Annotated in this window: 21 protein-coding genes; 11 read left to right on the top strand and 10 right to left on the bottom strand. The window is 37.4% G+C overall.

Going from position 1 to position 22,030, the window contains the following annotated elements; all coding sequences use genetic code 11:
- Positions 1 to 553 precede the first annotated feature (553 nt).
- The 3 genes from MKL62_RS10810 to MKL62_RS10800 all read left to right on the top strand — a co-directional run bounded on the left by MKL62_RS10810 (position 554) and on the right by MKL62_RS10800 (position 4,883).
- Positions 554 to 1,543, top strand: coding sequence for a LysR family transcriptional regulator (locus tag MKL62_RS10810; RefSeq protein WP_001047619.1), 990 nt, complete (start codon positions 554 to 556; stop codon positions 1,541 to 1,543).
- Positions 1,544 to 1,666: 123 nt separating this feature from the next.
- Complete coding sequence (locus MKL62_RS10805) at positions 1,667 to 2,992, top strand: polyamine export protein PaeA (RefSeq protein ID WP_000051871.1); 1,326 nt, start codon at positions 1,667 to 1,669, stop codon at positions 2,990 to 2,992.
- A 553-nt stretch (positions 2,993 to 3,545) separates the two neighbouring features.
- Entirely contained in the window at positions 3,546 to 4,883 is a 1,338-nt protein-coding gene (locus MKL62_RS10800) for a CitMHS family transporter (protein WP_005129325.1), read from the top strand.
- Positions 4,884 to 4,928: 45 nt separating this feature from the next.
- Here the strand turns inward: MKL62_RS10800 and MKL62_RS10795 are convergent, their stop codons facing one another.
- Positions 4,929 to 5,441, bottom strand: coding sequence for a hypothetical protein (locus MKL62_RS10795; protein WP_002054476.1), 513 nt, complete (start codon positions 5,439 to 5,441; stop codon positions 4,929 to 4,931).
- 222 nt (positions 5,442 to 5,663) lie between these two features.
- Here MKL62_RS10795 and MKL62_RS10790 point away from each other — a divergent pair, with 222 nt between their 5' ends.
- Complete coding sequence (locus MKL62_RS10790) at positions 5,664 to 6,212, top strand: DUF2239 family protein (protein ID WP_005129326.1); 549 nt, start codon at positions 5,664 to 5,666, stop codon at positions 6,210 to 6,212.
- Between the two features lie 53 nt (positions 6,213 to 6,265).
- Here MKL62_RS10790 and cysN read toward each other — a convergent pair whose 3' ends face one another.
- The 5 genes from cysN to lysS all read right to left on the bottom strand — a co-directional run bounded on the left by cysN (position 6,266) and on the right by lysS (position 12,375).
- On the bottom strand, positions 6,266 to 7,879 hold the full coding sequence (cysN, locus tag MKL62_RS10785) for a sulfate adenylyltransferase subunit CysN (protein WP_005129327.1): 1,614 nt from the start codon (positions 7,877 to 7,879) through the stop codon (positions 6,266 to 6,268).
- Between the two features lie 30 nt (positions 7,880 to 7,909).
- On the bottom strand, positions 7,910 to 8,818 hold the full coding sequence (cysD, locus tag MKL62_RS10780; protein ID WP_000140408.1) for a sulfate adenylyltransferase subunit CysD: 909 nt from the start codon (positions 8,816 to 8,818) through the stop codon (positions 7,910 to 7,912).
- Positions 8,811 to 8,942 (bottom strand): hypothetical protein, encoded by a 132-nt coding sequence (locus MKL62_RS10775; protein WP_002011285.1) that lies wholly within the window; start codon positions 8,940 to 8,942, stop codon positions 8,811 to 8,813. The genes cysD and MKL62_RS10775 overlap by 8 nt, the downstream gene beginning before the upstream one ends.
- A 256-nt stretch (positions 8,943 to 9,198) precedes the next feature.
- Complete coding sequence (locus MKL62_RS10770; protein WP_270899762.1) at positions 9,199 to 10,656, bottom strand: capsule assembly Wzi family protein; 1,458 nt, start codon at positions 10,654 to 10,656, stop codon at positions 9,199 to 9,201.
- A gap of 189 nt (positions 10,657 to 10,845) precedes the next feature.
- A complete protein-coding gene (lysS, locus tag MKL62_RS10765; RefSeq protein ID WP_000193744.1) occupies positions 10,846 to 12,375 on the bottom strand; it encodes a lysine--tRNA ligase in 1,530 nt (509 codons plus the stop codon).
- Between the two features lie 256 nt (positions 12,376 to 12,631).
- Between lysS and MKL62_RS10760 the strand changes: the two genes are divergently transcribed.
- Entirely contained in the window at positions 12,632 to 13,120 is a 489-nt protein-coding gene (locus MKL62_RS10760; RefSeq protein ID WP_000697203.1) for a YqiA/YcfP family alpha/beta fold hydrolase, read from the top strand.
- 69 nt (positions 13,121 to 13,189) lie between these two features.
- Here MKL62_RS10760 and MKL62_RS10755 read toward each other — a convergent pair whose 3' ends face one another.
- Positions 13,190 to 13,627 (bottom strand): SRPBCC family protein, encoded by a 438-nt coding sequence (locus MKL62_RS10755; protein WP_005129331.1) that lies wholly within the window; start codon positions 13,625 to 13,627, stop codon positions 13,190 to 13,192.
- Between the two features lie 443 nt (positions 13,628 to 14,070).
- On the opposite strand from MKL62_RS10755, the gene rubA reads away from it, so the two are divergent.
- The 4 genes from rubA to oxyR all read left to right on the top strand — a co-directional run bounded on the left by rubA (position 14,071) and on the right by oxyR (position 17,423).
- The gene (gene rubA / locus MKL62_RS10750; protein WP_000760495.1) at positions 14,071 to 14,235 is read left to right on the top strand and encodes a rubredoxin RubA; all 165 of its coding nucleotides are present in this window, start codon (positions 14,071 to 14,073) and stop codon (positions 14,233 to 14,235) included.
- Between the two features lie 92 nt (positions 14,236 to 14,327).
- Entirely contained in the window at positions 14,328 to 15,509 is a 1,182-nt protein-coding gene (gene rubB / locus MKL62_RS10745) for a rubredoxin reductase RubB (RefSeq protein WP_000553407.1), read from the top strand.
- Between the two features lie 54 nt (positions 15,510 to 15,563).
- Positions 15,564 to 16,508, top strand: coding sequence for an esterase EstB (estB, locus tag MKL62_RS10740; protein WP_001083350.1), 945 nt, complete (start codon positions 15,564 to 15,566; stop codon positions 16,506 to 16,508).
- Positions 16,509 to 16,514: 6 nt separating this feature from the next.
- Positions 16,515 to 17,423, top strand: coding sequence for a LysR family transcriptional regulator OxyR (gene oxyR / locus MKL62_RS10735; RefSeq protein WP_000729507.1), 909 nt, complete (start codon positions 16,515 to 16,517; stop codon positions 17,421 to 17,423).
- A gap of 29 nt (positions 17,424 to 17,452) precedes the next feature.
- Here the strand turns inward: oxyR and MKL62_RS10730 are convergent, their stop codons facing one another.
- A complete protein-coding gene (locus tag MKL62_RS10730; RefSeq protein ID WP_005129338.1) occupies positions 17,453 to 18,043 on the bottom strand; it encodes an SPOR domain-containing protein in 591 nt (196 codons plus the stop codon).
- A gap of 57 nt (positions 18,044 to 18,100) precedes the next feature.
- On the opposite strand from MKL62_RS10730, the gene MKL62_RS10725 reads away from it, so the two are divergent.
- Positions 18,101 to 18,229: a hypothetical protein gene (locus MKL62_RS10725; RefSeq protein WP_085940550.1), complete on the top strand. Its 129-nt coding sequence runs from the start codon at positions 18,101 to 18,103 to the stop codon at positions 18,227 to 18,229.
- A 53-nt stretch (positions 18,230 to 18,282) separates the two neighbouring features.
- Here the strand turns inward: MKL62_RS10725 and ppk1 are convergent, their stop codons facing one another.
- Entirely contained in the window at positions 18,283 to 20,361 is a 2,079-nt protein-coding gene (ppk1, locus tag MKL62_RS10720) for a polyphosphate kinase 1 (protein WP_001090300.1), read from the bottom strand.
- 104 nt (positions 20,362 to 20,465) lie between these two features.
- Positions 20,466 to 21,143, bottom strand: coding sequence for a monofunctional biosynthetic peptidoglycan transglycosylase (gene mtgA, locus MKL62_RS10715; RefSeq protein ID WP_000642933.1), 678 nt, complete (start codon positions 21,141 to 21,143; stop codon positions 20,466 to 20,468).
- Between the two features lie 76 nt (positions 21,144 to 21,219).
- Between mtgA and MKL62_RS10710 the strand changes: the two genes are divergently transcribed.
- Positions 21,220 to 22,029 carry a rhomboid family intramembrane serine protease gene (locus tag MKL62_RS10710; RefSeq protein ID WP_000195948.1) on the top strand — a complete coding sequence of 270 codons (810 nt, stop codon included), beginning with the start codon at positions 21,220 to 21,222 and terminating at the stop codon, positions 22,027 to 22,029.
- Position 22,030 lies beyond the last annotated feature (1 nt).

The following is a 22,030-nucleotide window of genomic DNA, read 5'->3' as shown; positions in this document are numbered from 1 at the left end:
TCGAAGCCTAGAGTCATGTTATGAAAATTCCCTATGACACCAGCTGCTTCTTCATGTACACAGCTTAGACTTAGCCAATCAATTAATCCAATATCCTTCGTTAATCTTCAGTATTTATTTAAAAAATATACCAATAAATCGATATTATAAGTAAAACTAAAAAACATAACACTTTGTTTATAAAAACAAAATAATCCTAAAGGAGTATAGAATTTTGATTAAAAAACACTCCAAGCTTTATTTTTATACAGTTTTTGAAAATTTTCCATTCATTTTTAATATAAAAAGTCAATTGTAAATTAGGCGAATTTTGCCAATGCAAAATGTCAATCAATATGCTAGAACAGTACTAAATATTAAGAAAATATTTTTGTTCAATAATTATAAAAATAAAAATAGATCAACGATAATAGAATCCAGCATTTGAGATACTTTTTGCCCATACTTAATTTCAACAAAAAATGTCGTTTTTCTCATCATTTTTTCACACAATGTTCTTTAAATATGGCATAATTTGAAACAATTTTAGGGTTTTATTTTCGGTATTTTTTTTATGAATCTGGAGCGGGTAGATCTTAATCTATTAATATATCTTGATGTTCTTCTTCGTGAAAAAAACGTTACTCGCGCAGCCGAACAGCTTGGTGTTACTCAGCCTGCCATGAGTAATATTTTACGCCGCTTGCGTAATTTATTTAATGACCCTCTCCTGATCCGCTCATCTGAAGGGATGACACCGACAGAACGTGCACTTGAATTACAACCGCGTATTCGTGATGCTCTTTCTGACCTTTCAATGATTTTGGAACCGCGTACCGAATTCCGCCCTTATACCAGTAATCGCGTTTTCCGTATTATGACTTCTGACTATGCAGAAGCCACCCTAGTCCCTCGTCTTGTTAAAGCCCTCCGCTCAGAAGCACCAAACGTTGTACTCGATTTTCTTACTCCAAGTGATGTGTCATATAGAGACATGGAACAGGGTAAAGTTGATCTAGCCATTAACCGCTTCAATGAAATCCCGCAAAGCTTCCACCAAGTTTTGGTTTGGCGTGATAGCTTTAGCTGTATTTTAAATGACAAACACCCTGCTGTGACTCATTTAAATCTAAAAAGCTATTTAGATGCTCAACATATTTGGGTATCTAAAACGGGTATGGGTGTTGGCTTTGGGGTAAACCCAGATAAACAAGGTGGCTTGGGCTGGATTGATCAAGCATTAGAACGTATTGGTCAACGCCGCAAAATTTCTGTATTTACGCGTCACTATCAGATGCCGGCATTACTTGCTCAAAATGTTGACTTGATCGCTACTCTTCCAACTCGAATGGCGCGTTTACAAGCACAAAATCCAAAATTAGTTATTAAAGATCCACCGTTTTACATTCCTGAGTTTGAACTTAAAATGGCTTGGTGTCCATTATTGCACCATCACCCAGCTCATCGCTGGTTACGCCAACTCATTCTATTTGTTGCTCGCCAAATGATCGAAGAGGAAAATCGTGAATTCCTAACCAATAATTCACAATTTTCCCACTATTAAATAAGTTTTAATTTAATTGTCTCTTTCAAACATTATCTTTAAGCGCTGAGCAATCAATCTGATTACCTCAGCGCTTTTTTGTGTTAAAACATAGTCATAATAATGATGATCCTCGGGTGATTTGTGAGTCTCTTTCAAAATATCATTATCATCGTACTGCTCATCATCGCAGCAGGCTTTTTATCTTTAACTGAAATTGCTCTAGCTGGTGCCAGAAAAGTAAAGTTAAAGATTTTAGCCGAAGCTGGCGAAGAACGTGCTCAAAAAGTACTTGATTTACAAGAACAATCTGCAGACTTTTTTGCAGCGTCCCAAATCGGCTTAAATGCTGTTGCAATCTTAGGCGGTATATTGGGTGAAGCTGCGTTTCGTCCTTTTTTTGTGAACTTAGTTGACCGTTTCTATGAAGGACCGTGGACGCAAACCATTGGATTTGCCCTATCTTTCACATTGGTAACTTCTTTGTTTATTTTATTTGCCGATTTAATGCCAAAACGCTTGGCAATGATCGCACCTGAAAAAATTGCAATTAGTGTAATTAACCCTATTCAGATTTTTATCAAAATCTGTAAACCTCTAGCATGGGGAATTAATGCAATTGCCAATTTGCTATTCCGCTTGTTTAAAGTAAATACCACACGCGAAGACAATATTACTTTTGATGATATTTCAGCAGTGATGGATGCAGGTGCTCAAGCAGGTGTACTACAAAAACAAGAACATCATTTTATTGAAAACGTATTTGAGCTTGAAGAGCGTACCGTTCCATCAAGTATGACAACGCGTGAAAATGTTGTTTATTTTACGCTTAACGAACATGAAGATAGCATTCGCCAAAAACTGGCAGAATATCCTTATTCCAAATTTCTGGTTTGTAACGAAAATATTGATCAAGTGATTGGCTATGTAGATGCTAAGGATATTCTTGTACGTATTTTAAATAACCAATCTTTAACCCAGCTCAATGAATCGACTATTCGTACGGTTCTAATGATACCTGATACTTTAACACTATCAGAATTACTCGATCGTTTCCGCTCAACAAAAGAAAAGTTTGCTGTTGTAATTAATGAGTATGCGCTTGTCGTTGGGGTAATTACGCTAAGTGATATCATGATTACTGTTATGGGGGATTGGGTTACCCCTATGGAAGAAGAACAGCAAATTATTAAACGTGATAATAATTCTTGGCTGATTGATGGTAGTACACCTATTGAAGATCTTAAGCACGCGCTTGAAATGGATGAACTACCTGATGAAGAGAATTATGAAACATTAGCTGGTTTCATGATGTACCGTTTACGCAAAATCCCACGTCCAGCCGACTTTGTTGAATTTGGTGGCTATAAATTTGAAGTTGTTGATGTAGACCATTTTAAAATTGATCAGCTATTAGTAACACGTGTATTAGAAAAAAATGATTTACCTTCTCCGCCTGATGAAAATTGATTTATTTTGGTGCAAAATATCCTGCAAATGCAGGATATTTTTTTGATAAATAATTTATTCCTTTTAAGATAATTATTATTTTTAAATAATTTTATATTAAAAGTTAAATTAATTATCCTAATCAAAATTTCAAATATATAAATTAACTCATTCATTAAAATAAAAAAATTAAATTGAATTAAAATAAAATTTTGCACATAAAAGATTTACAGATTCACTTTCGTTATGTAACGTAGGGAGTAGAAGCATTGTAAATGGGTATACTTCTCATTTCAGCATTCAAACAGAATATAATTTTTAAAAATACATGATAATTTCAAACATGATAAAGGTTTTATAAGTATATATAATAAGCACTATACATTATAAATAGACTATACCATTATTATATATGTTCAGTATTTCTTCAAAATATACCTTTCCAAGTGAATATATATTAACCAAATAAACTAAATATATTATTTGTCTTTTTAATAAAAATTCATAAGAATAATCGAGGTCAGAGTTTTTGAATAAACTTGTTCAGTAAAACTAAAGGCAAAGGATTGATTGTATGCTGACATTACTTGGTGTTGGTATGATTTTATGCTTCATGTATTTAATCATGTCCAAACGTTTAAGCCCTATTATTGCTTTAATTCTCATCCCATTTATTTTTTCTCTTATTGCCTGGGGCCTTGGTCACTACTTTGAAAGCTTGAGCCATATCGAGCTTAAAGGTCTCAGTGAAATGATGCTAGATGGCATCAAAAAACTTGCGCCTACTGGCGTAATGCTATTATTTGCAATTTTATATTTTGCCTTAATGATCGATGCAGGTCTTTTCGATCCTCCGGTTAAATGGATTTTGAAAAAAGTTAAAGGTGATCCCCTAAAAATTACATTAGGGACTGTTTTTTTAACTACATTAGTCTCTCTTGATGGCGATGGCTCAACCACTTACATGATTTGCGTGGCAGCCATGCTCCCTCTTTATCAACGCCTCGGTATGAATACACTGATCATGACAGCACTTATGTTGTTATGTAGTGGTGTAATGAACCTGACCCCATGGGGTGGCCCTACTGCCCGTGCAGCAAGTGCACTCCAAGTTGACCCAAGCCATATCTTTGTACCAATGATTCTTCCAATGGTGATTAGTATTGGCTGGTTATTCTTCTTGGCATATTTATATGGTCGCTATGAGCAAAAACGTTTAGGCGTGATTGAGCTTGAAAGTCACCATGGTGATAACATTACAGTTTCAAAAGACCCAGAAGCAACTCGTCCACATTTACGTAAAGTAAATATGGTACTCACCATTCTTCTTATGATTGCATTGATCAAAGGTATTTTACCGATGTCAGTGTTATTCATGCTGGCGTTCTGTATTGCAATGCTCATCAACTACCCTGATGTTGATATGCAGAAGAAACGTATCGCTATGCATGCAGATAGTATCTTGGCTGTTGTCGGTTTAATTTTTGCGGCAGGTATTTTTACAGGTATTTTATCTGGCACAGGCATGGTTGAAGCGATGTCTAAAGAATTTGTCGCAATGATTCCTGCAAGCATGGGACCATATCTTGCACCAATTACAGCGTTGGTAAGCATGCCTTTAACGTTCTTTATGTCAAACGATGCATTCTTCTATGGTGTATTGCCTATTCTTGCCGAAGCTGCTTCACATTATGGTATTAGCCCAGAAGCGATTGCTCGTGCTTCAATTGTAGGTCAACCTGTACACTTATTATCACCTCTTGTTCCATCAACTTACTTGTTATGTGGTCTTGCTAAAGTCGATTTTGCAGATCATCAAAAATTTACTTTTAAATGGGCATTTATTACTTGTATGGTGTTAATGGGTACAGCTTTAGTGATTGGTGTTTTCCCACTTTTTAGTGCAATCTAAGCATATTCTGCTATAAAAAAATAAAAGCCCCAATTGGGGCTTTTTTTATTTATTCACATACTCAATCATGGCATCTAAGAACGCATGAAAGTGCAAGGTAATATCTTCTTCTAAAATTTTATAGGCATTATCAAATTGCACCATTGGCCAACCTTCTTTCCAAAATGGAAAGATATCATGTAAGTCATGGGTAACTATCCCATCTTCACGAACAATTGCTTGTGAAATTTGTGCCAAAACTTGCGCTGTTTCTGCCCCATCAATAGCTAAATAATCAATACCACGCGCTTTTAAAATACGAATTCGATCTTTTTTATAGCGAATTTTTTTAGCTTGAGCTGCATTTAAACCTAGTGCAAGAGTAACTGCCTCTACAAATTTCTCTTCAAAATTTGTATTTAGTGCTACCAAAGCCTGTTTATGCGCTTCCTGACGTCCTGCTTTCCCCCCGCTACGGATGATCTCATGTGCTTCCGTATCTAGCTTATCTTTTTTCATCGACTGTAAAATGTCTAAAATTTCGATATCGCTTAAAGATTCAGGAGATTGCTCAAACATAGGAGTCCTTATACATACAACTAAAGACACATTCTCTCATAAAAGCAATATTAAAGCAGAACAAAATTTTAAATGGTCGATTATCTTGATTATTTTTATAGTCCTAATCTCAGAGACTACATTCACAAAACCTGATAATTCTTTGGTTATGAATTTTACTATTTGCCAAATTAGTTTTACCCTGATAATATTATTTTACCCTGATAAAAATATGCAGCTAAAATGAATATTAAAATCACCTATACTGCTTTCATTGGAAGCACGTTTATTGCAAGTGACTCCCTTGTTGAACTTGCAAAAAAACTCAAAGAACTTCCGAAAACAACGGAAAATATTCTGATTTTTAATGATCAAACAGGTCAACAAATTGATCTTGACCTTTCTGGTTCGGAACAAGAATTTCAACAACGTTATGCTGAGCCGGAAGAAATTAAAAAAGTTGGACGACCTAAACTTGGCGTAATTTCGCGTGAAATCACTTTACAGAAAAAACATTGGGATTGGTTAGACCAACAAAGTGCGAGTGCATCAGCAGTGATTCGCAAGTTAATTGATAAAGAGTTAAATAACCCAAATTCTGAAGGCAATATTATGCTCGCCAAACAAGCCATCGATCGTTTTATGTCTGCCATGTTAGGTAATATGCCAAATTATGAAGAAGCAACACGTGCCTTATATCAAGGTGATCGAGATACATTTTTAAAGATGATTCAGAACTATCCTAAAGATTTAAGAGAATATTTAACTTTAAAAGCTCAAAATATTTTCTAAACTCAATAAAAAAACCCGCTTACGCGGGTTTTTTAGAACTCATTTTCAATCTATTAAAGACGAACCAATCCCACGATTTTTTCTACTGCTTCTTCCACAGTTTCAGCAGTTATCTCTGTATCTGTACCTTCCACAGAAGTTGTGATAATTACTACGCCCGTCTCACGTAATAGAACCAATTGCTCAGCTGTTAAGCTTGCTTTTGCAATTGCAACTACACCTTGCTGAATCAGCAAACTTTCTAAAGCTTGAGCTTTTTCAATTAATTGTGCAGAAACACCAATAGCGGCAGGTTTTTGACCTAAACGAGCAGCACGGTCTTCGGCAGTAACAGCATTGCTATGAGCAGTCCATTCTACAGCCGCCTCTACCATGCCCGCACCAACAGTCACGTTACTTAAACGGTCAATAAATATAAATGAACCTGTGTAACGCGAATCTTGATAACGGTCAAACACGACTGGAGCATCGAACTCAACCACAACATCCGCAATTGCATTTAACTCAAGCTCTTCGACCTGAGTATGCTCAAGTGTATTCACATTTACACGGTAGTGTATGTTCGTCACTTTTGCTGGAACGGTTTGTGTACCAATCTTAATATTGTACAACTTACCTTTTACAAGTGGATGCTCATTCATCCATACCACAGAAGCACGAACGCTACGTGAAATTAATGGTTGCTCACCTACACGTACCAACACGTTTCCGCGGCTAATATCAATTTCATCGTTCAACGTTAATGTAACTGCTTGGCCTGCAACTGCTTGCTCAAGGTTACCATCAAAAGTAACAATTTCTTTAACTGTAGAACGCTTACCAGAAGGTAACGCTACAATTTCATCACCAACTTTAATTTCACCTAAAGCAACAGTACCAGCAAAACCACGGAAGTCGAGGTTAGGACGGTTCACATATTGAACAGGGAAACGGAATTCATGTTTATTTGACTCACGGCTAATTTCCACAGACTCAAGAATACTCATCAAAGTCTGGCCCTTATACCAAGGAGTATGAGCCGATGGATTTACAACGTTATCACCATTTAAAGCAGAAATTGGAACAAATAAGATATTGGCTGGGCGACGGTCACCTAACTGGCTCACGAATGCATCATATTCAATCTGAATTTCAGTAAAGCGCTCAGGTGAATATTCAACCAAGTCCATTTTATTAATGGCAACAACAATATTCTTAATACCAAGCAAACTTGCAATAAACGTATGACGACGAGTTTGTGTTTGTACACCATAACGTGCATCAATCAAAATGATTGCAAGATCAGCAGTCGATGCACCAGTTGCCATGTTACGGGTATATTGTTCATGTCCCGGTGTATCAGCAATAATAAATTTACGCTTTTCAGTCGAGAAATAGCGATAAGCTACATCAATGGTAATACCCTGCTCACGCTCGGCCTGCAAACCATCTACAAGTAATGCCAAGTCCGGTGCATCACCTGTTGTACCCACTTTCTTACTGTCACGTGTTACAGCTTGCAATTGATCTTCATAAATCAATTTTGAATCGTAAAGTAAACGGCCAATTAAAGTACTTTTACCATCATCTACGTTACCGCAAGTCAAAAAGCGTAACAGGTCTTTTTGTTCATGCTGTTTTAAATAAGCCAGAATGTCTTGGCTGATTAAGTCTGATTGATGAGACATTGCTCAAACTCCACAAATTTAGAAACTGTCTTAGAAATAGCCTTCTTGCTTTTTCTTTTCCATTGAGCCTGCTTCATCATGGTCAATCATACGACCTTGACGCTCAGAACTTGTTGCCAATAACATTTCCTGAATAATTTCTGGCAATGTATCAGCTTCAGACTCAACTGCACCTGTTAATGGATAACAGCCAAGCGTACGGAAACGTACAGACTTCATTTGCGGAACTTCCCCCTCTTTTAAACGCATGCGTTCATCATCCACCATAATAAGCGTACCACTACGCTCAACAACAGGACGAACAGCAGAGAAATAAAGAGGAACAATTTGAATATTTTCTAAATAGATATATTGCCAAATATCTAACTCTGTCCAGTTTGATAATGGGAATACACGAATACTTTCGCCTTTGTTTACTTTACCATTGTAAAGATTCCAAAGTTCAGGGCGTTGGTTTTTAGGATCCCAACGATGCTTACTATCACGGAATGAATACACACGCTCTTTCGCACGTGATTTTTCTTCGTCACGGCGTGCACCACCAAAAGCAGCATCAAATTGATATTTATCCAAAGCCTGTTTTAAAGCTTGGGTTTTCATAATATCTGTATATTTTGAGCTACCATGATCAAATGGGTTGATTCCTGCTTCACGGCCTTCTTTATTCTGATGAACAATTAAATCAAAACCATGTGTTTTTGCCATGTTATCGCGAAACGCGATCATGTCTTTAAACTTCCAGCCCGTATCTACATGTAATAAAGGGAAAGGAAGTTTTGCAGGATAAAATGCCTTCAATGCAAGATGAAGCATCACAGCCGAGTCTTTACCAATTGAGTAAAGCATGACTGGATTTTCAAATTCTGCGGCTACTTCACGGATAATATGAATACTCTCAGCTTCAAGTTGCTTGAGATGTGTAAGTCTTGATTCAGTCATGAACACGCCCTTCTCTATCCATTTTGCCCATAAAATCTAGAAGCGGTATTACACCACCACTTAGAAGACCATGTGGAGGAACGAGTGCCATAACAACTCCAATTTTTCGTGATAAATAGTCCAACCACAAGCCCTTTATGAGGCTTATAGCATTAGTTATGCATTATAGTGATTTAAAACTGTTTTCTTTTGCTTGTTTTTTCATATTGATATTCAAATTCATCATATACATGTAATATGCTGATTCACTTATAACTTTAAAATCGTAACTGGTGTAGTCAACTTAAGCAAATCATGATCTGTGCTTTGGATTTCTCTAAAAACAATAAAAAAGAGAAGCCTTTGTAGCCTCTCTTTCTTATTATAAGGTTAACTAAAAATTAGAAATCAAACATTTTACGCTCTAGAGGAATTTCCACTCCAATTGATGCACCCGCATCATTACCTTCTAAGTCAGAATCACTTACCCAACCATTAATTTTTAATGGAAGATCAGGTTTGATGTAATGTGCCCAAGTTAAATCAAGCGCTTTAATTTCATCATCTTTAGGGAATGCTTTATTAATTGCCAAGTTAGATTGATTAACTTTAACTACCATAGCACGACCACTTAAACGGTTCATGACATCAAAGCGGATATCACCACCCACTGAATACATTTGTCCATCGCCACCCATCGCATGTCCTAATGGGAAGCCATGTTGGTAATAACCATCTGTATATTGATGATGGTTATATGAAATACCTCTTACATCGCCATTAGTACGCGTATCGGCCCATTCCGCATAAATTTGGTAAGGCATGTTATTAATCATAGAAGAGTAATCGGCACCCGCTAAATACATCTTCTTCGATGGCAAACCACCTGCTTCATCTTCACCTATATATTGCCCATAAACACTAACTGGAATATTAAACAAAGGTTGCAATTGTAATCGAGCATCAAAACCTGCTAACTGATTAGATGCGTTGTCTTCACCTACACAACTATTTTCAGTACAACCATTGTCTTTACCAATAACCGCATTCCAGTACGCTTTAAAACTATCTGGTTGCCCATCACCACCAATCTGAATTGCTCTTGAGGCGCCAATTTCTAAAGCAGGAACTGGGCGCGCAGTTACACGCATACCTAATAATTTAGCATGAGGAACAGCTTTATAATCATCTAACTGGCCAGCAAATAATTGGTATTGCCACGGCCCAATCCAAGACAACCATTTATTTTCAAAAGCGTCTTGTACAGCACGCTGCATAGTTACCCCATACACAGGACGACTCGCATCGCCTCGGATTAAGCTACCATCATGTCCAGGGCCCCACCATGTTGGAATTTGACCTGCAACAAGCCACTGGTTCCAGAGTTTACCAGCGACATATGAACCTTCGACATTAACGTCATGTCCACTATCAATTTGAGGGTCTTTTTCTGCGTTTACACGGATTTTTGCATCCCAATTTTCACCACCAGCATTAAACTCTAATGAACCTTGGTACTGCGATTTTTGGTTATCACCAAATGCTTGAGGAATATTTTTGATATCAGTTTCAGCAAAAGCACCCACTTTAACTGTATCATTATCTGCCTTTAATGCATTGAGAACTGAATTAATAACTTTTTGCTGTGCTGGATGAGTCACTTTAGCTTGAGAGAGAGCTCTTTGAATTTCATCACCACTTAATGGCCAAGTAGAAGTGCTGATGTTAATAACACCTTGTTGATTCAACCAGTTTAAGTCGGTACGTAAATCATCATTATTAAGCACTAAACCTTGTGCAAAAACAGCCGATGAAGCAGTTGCTAATAATGCAATCGAAAGTGTTTTTCTTAAAAACATGTCAGCACAATTCTCAAAGTTATTTATGAGCAACACATTAATTTTTTTATCGCAAATTTGCAATTGTTAAACTGTGCAATTACATTTTTTAACGGTGTTTTAAGTTTTCTATAACTTAAGTATTTTTTATATATAAATAGTTAATAAAAAAGGCAGTATAAACTGCCTTTTTCTGCATTGAAGATTAAATTAACCTTCTTTACGACGCATATGCGGGAACAAAATCACATCACGAATACTTGGTGCATCTGCAAAAAGCATAACCAAACGGTCAATACCAATACCTTCACCCGCTGTTGGAGGTAAACCATATTCAAGTGCTTCAACAAACTCTGCATCGTAATGCATTGCTTCATCATCACCAGCATCTTTTTCAGCAACTTGCGCTTGGAAACGTTCAGCCTGATCAATCGGGTCATTTAACTCGCTAAAGCCGTTTGCCAATTCACGGCCACCAATAAAGAACTCAAAACGATCAGTAATGTGCGGATTATCATCATTACGGCGAGCAAGTGGAGAAGTCTCTGCTGGGTACTCAGTAATAAAAGTAGGCTGACGAAGTTTAGTCTCAACCGTTTCTTCAAATACGATTGTTTGAAGCTTACCTAAACCAAAACCAGGTTTAACTTCTTCTTTTAATTCCTCACGAACAAATTTTGCAAGGAATTCACGATCGCCTACATTTTCAGGCGTGAACTGCGGATTATTCTCCAAGATCGCATCAAACATAGAGATTTTCTTGAATGGCCCTTTAAAGCTAAACACTTCGCCTTGGTAAGGCACATCAGTCGTACCTAAAATATCAAGTGCTAGCTTTTCAAGCATGTTTTCAGTCAAAGCCATCAAGTCTTTATAATCAGCATATGCCTGATAAAACTCGATCATGGTAAATTCAGGGTTATGACGTGTTGATACCCCTTCATTACGGAAGTTACGGTTAATTTCAAACACACGCTCAAAGCCACCCACTACTAAACGCTTTAAATAAAGCTCAGGTGCGATACGCAAGAATAATGGCATATCTAAAGCATTATGATGCGTTTCAAACGGACGTGCAGACGCGCCACCCGGAATCACATGCATCATTGGCGTTTCAACTTCCATGAAACGTTCATTAGTTAAAAATGCGCGAATACCAGCAACGACTTTGGCACGAATTTCAAAAGTCTTTCGCGTTTCTTCATTCACAATTAAGTCAAGATAACGCTTACGATATTTAACTTCTGTGTCGTTCAAACCATGAAATTTATCCGGCAATGGACGAAGCGATTTTGTAAGAAGTTCAAAACCTTCAAGGTGTACATATAAGTCACCTTTGCCCGAACGGCCGATATAACCTTCAGCAGCAATAATATCGCCAAGGTCTAAACCTTTAATAGTTTCGAGCGTATCTTTTGGTAAACCCTTACGGTCAACATATAATTGGATACGACCAGTCATGTCTTGAATCACCATGAAAGAACCACGGTTTAACATGACACGGCCAGCAACTTTTACATAAACATGTTCAGCGCTTTCGATTTGTTCTTTAGACTGATCTTTAAATTGTTCTTGTAAATCAGCAGCGTAATGTTCACGTTTGAATGTATTTGGCCAAGGACTCTTTCCAGTTTCCTTTGCAACATCTTGGATTTGCTTTAATTTGGCATGACGCTGTGCAATTAAATCGTTTTCGGAAATAGTTGGTTCAGAAGTCGATTGAGCGTTTTGTTGCGTCATCTCTGCCTCGGTTAAGTAAAAATGAAGTGGCATAGCTTAACAGATTGCTGAGGTTTTTCGAATGATTTCAATCAAACAAAAACGAAAAAAGTCCAAGCCGTCAATCTGAGTGGACATTGAATGATAAAAATTACTTAGACCAATCGCTAAGTTCATTTTTTTTAGGTTTCAGTAAAATATAAAAAAATCCAAATAACCTCGATTTGAAAAGGCCTATTTTGCCTTTTACTTTATCTATGAGATTGTGTAGTAAATAATGAAAATTCTATTTTTACATGGCTTGGATTCTTCTCGTGAATCAACAAAATTTCATGCCATTTTACATCCTGAAAAATTTTGTATTGATGTTGATTATCGCAACCTGAGTTATGCTTCAGTTAAAGACTTTTATCATCAAGCGATTGAAACAATTAAACCTGATTTATTAGTCGGTCATAGCCTCGGCGGTTATTGGGCTTTGAAAACTGCTGCTCAACATAAATTAGCTGTTATTGTTGCCAACCCAAGCCTTACGCCTAATTTTCGTAATGATTACCCTCACCTTTGTGACGAAGATCTTGACCACTCTAACCCTAAAATGGCCTATTTAGAGTTAGGAGACGAGCAACTTGATATGTATCAAGTACAGGAAAAACTGTCACCATATATGACAATAGAAACTTATGACGGAGGCCATCATCGTCTTGCTTATCCTTCTCGTCTTAATGATCTCATTACTAAAATTCATAAAAAATATTTTGCTTGAATTTACGTATGACACATAATTTTCAAAAAACTTATTATGTAAAAAGATAACAAGTTAAATTACAGAAACTTATTTTTCAGCTATTTGTTTTACAGCTTCAAAGCCTTGAACGAAGCCACTTTTTAACATACCGATGTACTCAGGTAAGGTGGCTAATTCTACTTTTACCGTTGTAGTATCCCCATTTTGACTTAAAAAATATTTTTCTAGCGAACCACTCCAGCCTTTCACCTCTTCACTTTCCAAGTCTTCTTTCCCGTCTTTAATCATTCCTAAATGTTTAAAAATTAGTACTTCAGGCTTTTTCATTTCTTCAATGGTCGAAACCATTCCATTTCCTTCTCCGTCTAGAAAATATGTTTTACCACCGACTTTCCAATCTGTGCGCATTGAAGAATCTGGAGCAAAGAATTTCGTCCATGCATTATAGGTCTCACTATTCCAGAGTACGTCCCATACTTTTTCTATAGGGGCATTAATTTCTACTTCATATATTAGAGTTTCCATATTCGACTTCCTTATTCTCCGTTAATTAAGTGTTCCATAAACTTTTCTGTTTTATATAAACATTAATTTATTTGTACATTTATTAACCAGATTACTTTTTTAAGAACTTTATTTATATAAATGCTTTGCTCTTTTTGTAACCCTTCATATCACTCATCGCCTCCTTGCATGAATAAACTTATAAAAACATATGATTTATTATGTGTTTATGTTGAAGTTTTGCCTAAATAACCATTTATTTGTCTCGATATGCCATTCATCTTTGCTTATGAATGATTAAACTCCCTTATATGCTTTACTTTAAATGTAGAACTGCGTAAAAATTTGATATCCGATCAAAGCGACATTAGTTATTATTGAGCGGATCGTAGTTAAATTATTAATAGATGGAATAGTTTTACTGAAAGGCAGCTTTGAGCAAACTTATCAGTGCGGAGAGTCTCATGAAAAAATATCAATGTATCGTTTGTGGATGGATTTACGATGAAGCAGAAGGTTGGCCACAAGACGGCATTGCAGCTGGAACAAAATGGGAAGATATTCCTGATGACTGGACTTGCCCTGATTGCGGCGTTTCAAAAGCTGACTTCGAAATGATCGAAATCTAATGTCTTAAATTAAAAGGCCATGATTTACATGGTCTTTTTTATATATCACCAATCACCGTTTTAAATTAACAATTCTAATTCTGGAGAAAAAAATGCATCCAATCGTCATTATCGGATCAGGCATGGCGGGTTATACCTTAGCACGTGAATTCCGTAAGCTTAACCCAGAGCAAGAACTTGTGATGATTTGTGCGGATGATGCGGTGAACTATGCAAAACCAACCTTATCCAACGCTTTTGCAGGAAAAAAAGCCCCAGAACAGATTCCATTAGGTGATGCTGCAAAAATGAGTGCCCAACTCAATATGCGTATTGAACCTTTTACTTGGGTGAAAGAAATTTTAGCTGAGCGTCATGAACTTGTTCTAGAAAAAGACGGCGTTATTTCTCAGCAACCCTATTCAAAATTAATTTTAGCTGTCGGTGCTAACCCGATTCGCCTTGCTATTGCTGGTGATGGTAGTGATGACATCCATGTGGTGAACTCACTCATTGACTATCGTTCTTTCCGAGAAAATCTAGCTCAGCGCAAAGATAAACGTGTTGTGATTTTGGGTGCAGGTTTAATTGGTTGTGAATTTGCCAATGACTTACTTCATAGCGAATATGATGTAACAGTAATTGATTTAGCGCCTCAACCATTAGGCCGTTTATTACCTTCACACATTGCTTCAGCATTCCAGCAGAATCTTGAAGAAGCGGGTGTTAAATTTGCCTTAGGCACAACCGTTGAAAAAGTCAGTAAAATCAATAACGGTGAAGATTACGCGGTTACATTGGCAAATGGTCAGACTTTGGTTGCTGATATTGTGCTTTCAGCGATTGGCTTACAACCGAATATTTCTCTTGCTCAAAGTGCAAATATTCAAACCAGCCGTGGTGTGATTACCAATAGTTTACTTGAAACCAATCAAGCAGATATTTATGCGATTGGTGACTGTGCGGAAGTTAACGGTACCCTGCTTCCATATGTAATGCCAATTATGCAACAAGCCCGCGCTCTAGCAAAAACATTAAGTGGTCAACAAACAAATGTACATTACCCTGCTATGCCGGTTGCGGTAAAAACTCCGGCTGCACCGCTTACAGTTTTACCGGCACCGGTTGATGTGGATGTAAATTGGGAAACTGAAGAATTCGACGATGGTATGCTTGCCAAAGCAATTGACAATGAAGGAACATTGCGTGGTTTCGTATTGTTAGGTGCAACAGCAGGCAAGCAACGTTTAACTTTAACTAAGCTTGTTCCAGATCTTATTCCTGCCCAAGCATAAGGTTTAAATTGGGAATACTCATGATCTTGAGTATTCCCTCAAGGAATGAATAACATGAATAGCGCCTTACAATTTAGTATTTCACCGTACACTCCATTTATGCAGGAAACCAAAGTCAATTTAGGCAATGGTATCGAGCTACATGTAGAAGTAGGTGGAAAACCAGAACATCCGACTATTTTGCTGATTATGGGTTTAGGTGCCCAAATGCTATTTTGGCCGGACTTTTTCTGCAAATCACTCATTGATCAAGGTTTTCGTGTTATTCGTTTTGATAACCGTGATATTGGCCTTTCTTCAAAAGTCCGCCATCAAGGTAAACGTTTAAATACCATGAAATTGATGGGACGTTTTGCTTTAGGGCTAAGAAATCAGGGTGCACCTTATACGCTCTATGATATGGCAGATGACGTTTCTATGCTTCTCGACCGTTTAGGAGTAAGCAAAGCACATGTGATTGGTGCCTCAATGGGTGGCATGATTGCCCAGATTCTCGCTGCAAAATATCCGGAAAAAGTAGAAAAATTAGGTTTGATGTTTACCAGTAATAATCAACCGTTTCTACCACCACCATTCCCTAAGCAACTTTTAAGCTTGATTGGCAAGCCAGAATCACGTGATGAAGAAGGAATTGTGAATCACAGTTTAAAATTATTCCAATTGATTGGTTCTCCTGGTTATATTAACCATATTGAAGCCGTTCAAACTGCAAGAAAACTTTATCAACGTAGCTACTATCCTGCTGGTGTACTTCAACAGTTTTTAGCAATATTATGTACAGGTTCCTTACTGCAACTGGACCGTGAAATTAAGCAACCCACTTTAGTCTTGCATGGCTCTCGTGACCGCTTACTTCCACCGAGTCACGGTAAGGCCGTAGCAAAAGCAATTTCCGGTGCTAAGTTTGAATTAATTGATGGAATGGGGCATGATATCCCTGCCCATTTTATTCCACAGCTTAGCGGTTTATTTGCGCATCATTTTAAATCATCATACTAGGACACTATGGCTGCATTACCCTCACTAAGACAGCTATCATATTTAGTTACGTTGTCGGAAACTTTGCATTTTACTGAAGCAGCACGTCGCTCTTTTGTTACCCAATCGACTTTATCGGGCGGCATTATGGAGCTGGAAAGGCTACTAGGTGGCGTTCTGGTTGAGCGTGACCGTCAGAATGTGCGTTTAACGCCATTAGGTGAGCAAGTTGTTGCTCGAGCCCGTGTATTGCTAGCAGATGCTCAGGATTTAATGCGTTTAAGCCGTGAAATGAGTGAACCATTAACAGGTGATCTTCATTTGGGTGTTATTCCAACAATTGCACCTTTTATCCTGACACGGTTACTTGATGAAGTGCATCAACAATTACCGAAGATTCAATTGCATTTACATGAAGCTCAAAGTGAGAAGATTGTAGAGCGCCTAGAACATGGTAATTTGGACATGATTGTCCTTGCCCTACCTTTTGACACAAGAAGTTTAAAAGTAGCTGAAATTTCAAAAGAAAATTTATATCTTGTTTGTAGTAAACAAGATACAAATGCACTTCAAGCAAATTCTCTTGATGATCTCGATTTATCACGTCTTATTTTGCTTGAAGAAGGCCACTGTTTACGTGACCACGTATTAAGTGCCTGTCCAATTGGTGAACGTAAAAACGATAACCGCTTAAAAGCAAGTTCTCTACCAACATTGGTTGAGATGGTTTCTTCCGATTTAGGCTTTACTCTTTTGCCAGAAATCGCAATTGAAAATAGTATGATCAAATATAATGATCAGATTACTGCAAAACCAATTGAAGACGCACCTAGCCGTACTTTAGCACTTGTTACCCGTAAAAGTACGCCGTTGCAAAGTGAGTTTGATGTTCTTCTACAAATCATGCAGAAAATTACCACAAACTTACATGAATAAAAAAAGGAGTCTTCGGACTCCTTTTTATTTTACTGTGCTGTTAGAGAAGCCCATTTAAATACCCAAGCCGATCTCAAATCCAAGCTATCATCTGCAATTATTTTTTCTCGAATAATTTGTGCAATTGCGTAGTCATTGGCAGGGTCGACCATGACTCGTATTCCTTTTGTGGTTGGGCTGGTAACAACTTTATATCCTTTAGCCTGTAATTGGGACTGAATCATATTCGCTTTATTTTGATTAGGTGCCAAAGCAACTTGCACCATCCATTTTTTTTCACCGTTTTCTAAAATTTCTTTCGCGACCGCTGCATCAAGTTGCTTTTTCTTCTCAATATTTTTCTTTTCTTCAATTTTTTTTAACTGATTATCGTCAATTTTCTTTTGTGCTAACAATTCCTCTTGAGTAAGTTTTCTTTTCTGAATCACGATTGTCTTATTTTGTGTGTCATTCTTCTTATTTTTCTCTCTAGAAGGATGTATAAAATAAGGATATATCATTTGATCATCAAATTTCTGAAATACAATAATATCTCCATAGCACTTCTGATCCGCGTAAGCAGTCACTGGCATTAACCCCAAAAATATTCTAATAAATAAACTTTTAATAAAGTCTTGCATATTATTCACTTACCAAAGTTAAGTATATTTAATGCGGCGTATTAAAGTAGATTTCTTGTGATTTGTATATTTTTAAAATTCAATGTTTTATGTAAAGAATCACATATTTTTCAAACATATTGCCTTAATTCAAATTATTGCCGTTTATCCTACAACCATTTAGAAAAATTAATTAAATTATTATGAAATTCAGTTAATTAAAAAGCCGACATGATGTCGGCTTTTTTAAAAATAATTTTTTATTTAAAAGTTTCTAATAATTCTCTTTGAGCATTATGCAATTTTTCGCCTGCGGCAGGCTGGGCACGTACCCATGTACCATCGCCCTGTAATAACCAAGCTTGCTGATTATCTTGTAAATAATTAAGGAGTCCTTGCTGATAAATACGTTTTTTCAAAGCAGGATCTTCAATTGGAAAGCATGCTTCAACACGATTAAATAAGTTACGATCCATCCAGTCCGCACTTGAACAGTAAATACGAGCATCGCCATTATTACTAAAGTAATAAACTCGAGTATGTTCAAGGAAACGACCTACAATTGAACGTACCCGAATATTTTCCGATAAATTTGGTAATCCCGGACGTAAACAGCAAATCGAACGAATAATGAGATCTACTTGCACCCCTGCTTGAGAAGCTTCATACAATTTATTAATAAGCTGAACTTCAGTTAAAGCATTCACTTTGACAATAATTTGGGCTTTACGACCAGCCTTTGCATTGGCAATTTCTTCATCAATAAAGTTAATGAGCTGAGCATGCAGAGTAAAAGGTGCATGGAGTAACTTTTTCAGTTTTGCCATTTTACCCATACCCGTGAGCTCTTGGAAAATACGGTGTACGTCTTCACACAAGTCTTTATCGGTGGTCATTAGGCCGTAATCGGTATAAATGCGAGCATTCATAGCATGGTAGTTACCCGTTCCTAAATGAACATAACGCACCAGTTTGTTGTTTTCACGGCGTACTACCATAATCATTTTGGCATGGGTTTTATAACCCACAATACCGTAAACAACGACTGCCCCTGCTTCTTGTAAAACGTTAGCCACTTCGATATTCGACTCTTCATCGAAACGGGCACGTAATTCAATTACCGCCGTCACTTCTTTACCATTACGCGCGGCTTCTGCTAAAACTTGAACAATTTCCGAGTCTGCGCCACTACGATAAAGTGTCTGTTTAATTGCGAGTACTTGTGGATCACGTGCTGCTTCACGGAGTAACTGAATAACAGGTGCAAAAGACTCAAATGGGTGATGAAGTAAAATATCCTGCTTTTGCATAGCCGAGAAAATACTCTCGGTCTTTTTAAATACTTTTGGTACGACTGGCGTGTGTGAATCGTAACGCAAATGAGGACGTTTAAAGTTCGAAACCAGACGAGCCAAGTTTACAGGGCCATCAACTTTATATAATTGTTCTTCGTTTAAGTCGAACTCTTCAAGTAGATATTCATAAATATGCTGTGGACAATTTTGGGTTACTTCTAAGCGTACTGCACGACCAAAACGGCGTGAACTTAACTCACCTTTTAACGCTTTTGCCAAATCTTCAACGTCTTCATTAAGTGCCAAATCGGCATTACGAGTTACACGGAATTGATAGCAACCAGTTGCAGTCATGCCCGGAAACAAGTCTGAAACATGTTCATGAATAATTGCAGACAACATGACATGATGTTCTTTACCACCCGTTAACTCATCTGGTAATCGTACAACACGTGGCAATGAACGTGGGGCTGGTACAACAGCCAAATCAATTTGTCGCCCGAACGCATCTTTACCTTCTAAAGTCACAATAAAGTTCAAACTTTTATTGACTAAACGCGGGAATGGATGGGCTGGATCTAAACTGATTGGAGTTAAAACAGGCGCAACCTGTTCCTGAAAATATTTTTTTACCCAAGCTGATTGAGCTGGTGTTAATTCACCACGACGTAAAAAGCAGATATCTTCTTCACGTAACTTAGGTAAAATTTCTTCGTTTAAAATACGATATTGGCGCTCAATTGCAGCATGGGCAGTTTCAGAGATTTTTTGTAAGACTTGTCTTGGCGTTAAACCGTCCGGGCTTCGACTTTCATTGCCTAGAGCGAATTGCTCCATAACACCTGCTACACGAATTTCAAAAAACTCATCTAAATTACGCGAAAAAATGAGTAAGAAATTCATTCGTTCCAGTAATGGATGTAAAGGGTCGACGGCCTGTTCCAATACGCGCAAATGAAAGTCAAGAATAGACAATTCACGATTAATATAACGGTCATTATAACTATATTCTGTTGGGGTCGTTGCTGTAATCGCTGTATTCATGTCTAACCTAATCTCTTTCCAACCAAAATCTCTGCAAAATAGTATGCTGCAAAATTATGTCAATTTGATAAAAACTAAAAAAATAACACATCTTTAAGACAGTGTTATTCAGGAATCTGGGTGCTATTCATATAACGTAAAATAACGCGTTTTCTATATTGTAGTTTACGATCGTTGCGATGATCTTGATAATATTTCGGATCAGGCAATAACGCGGCTAAAAAAGCAGCTTGTTCGCGAGTTAAGCTTTTGGCACTTTTGCCATAATAATATTGGGCTGCTGCTTCAACGCCATACAAATTTTTGCCAAATTCAACAGAGTTCATATACACCTCAAGAATTCGACGTTTCGACCACATGCGCTCCATCATCCATGTCGCTACAGTTTCTTGGCCTTTACGAATAAATGAACGTTTATTATATAAGAACAAGTTTTTTGCAAGTTGTTGAGATACGGTAGAACCACCAGCAACAACCTCTCCTTGCTCATTGTTACGCTCTAGCGCAAAACGAATACCATCCCAGTCAAAACCATGATGATGAATAAATTTTGCGTCCTCTCCTGCTAAAATTGCATGTTTGAAATTGTCACTAATGTCATCATAGTCAAGCCATTCATGAATGATCGGCTCAGATGGATCTGACCAATAATCAATTCGCATAAACATGGTGGTATCAACTTCATGTGTACGCCACCAAACCAAACTTGAGAAGATCCAAAGCTGAATAAGGAGAATTGCCCCAATAAAAATTAACAACACGCGAACAATAAAGGCTTTCATGTTCGTCCTGATCTCCTGTATTCAACTTTTTTCATGTTAAGCTGTAAAGCATGTTCATATATAACAAAAGCATAGCATGACTCAATATCAGCCTCCGCACATTAATCGTAAACTCAATGTACAAGCTTGGTGGCTGACCGCCCTACTGATCTCGATTAATGTAGGTTTGTTCATCTGGCAAATTATATCTGGAGTGGACATTAGTGACCCAGCTATAAAAGATGCACTTCACTGGGGTGCAGATTTTACACCACTTACTTTTTCCGGGCAGCCAGAACGTCTATTTACCAGCATGTTTTTTCACTTTGGTATTATTCACCTTATGCTCAACATGTGGGCTTTATATATTTTTGGTAATGTCGCTGAAGCTTTATTTGGACGTTTATACTTTATTGGTCTGTATTTACTTGCAGGCTTGTTTGGTAGCCTTTTGAGTAGTTATATCAATATTCAAAATGGGCATGAATTATTACAACATTTTGATCAGAGCTTACTTCCCCATGTCAGTGCTGGTGCTTCGGGTGCTGTGATGGGATTAGGTGCTGCGTTAACCGTTCTTTCTTTATTTCCGCCGCTGCCTCATCAAGCTTATATACTTGATAAAAAAGCATTATTAATGATTATGGCGATTAACCTTATTTTCGGTTTTGTCGCAACAGGTATTAATAATGCTGCACATGTCGGCGGTATGATTATGGGTGCCTTACTCGCACTCATTTGGTATTTAAGCTACCGCACTCAATTTAAAAGCCTCCTAAAATTCTTAGGGTTAGTGGGAGGACTTTTCATGACTGTCGGTTTCTATGTTTACTGTAATCAGCTTAACTCACCATTACTTCCACTTTGGCATGAGGTTTTAATTCAGAACCCAGAAATACTCCCCTAAC

The organism is Acinetobacter sp. AOR01_HL (genome assembly GCF_027855455.1).
Lineage (GTDB): Bacteria > Pseudomonadota > Gammaproteobacteria > Pseudomonadales > Moraxellaceae > Acinetobacter > Acinetobacter baumannii.
The sequence above is the reverse complement of the archived record's forward strand: the minus strand, read 5'-3'. Positions and strand labels throughout refer to the sequence as shown.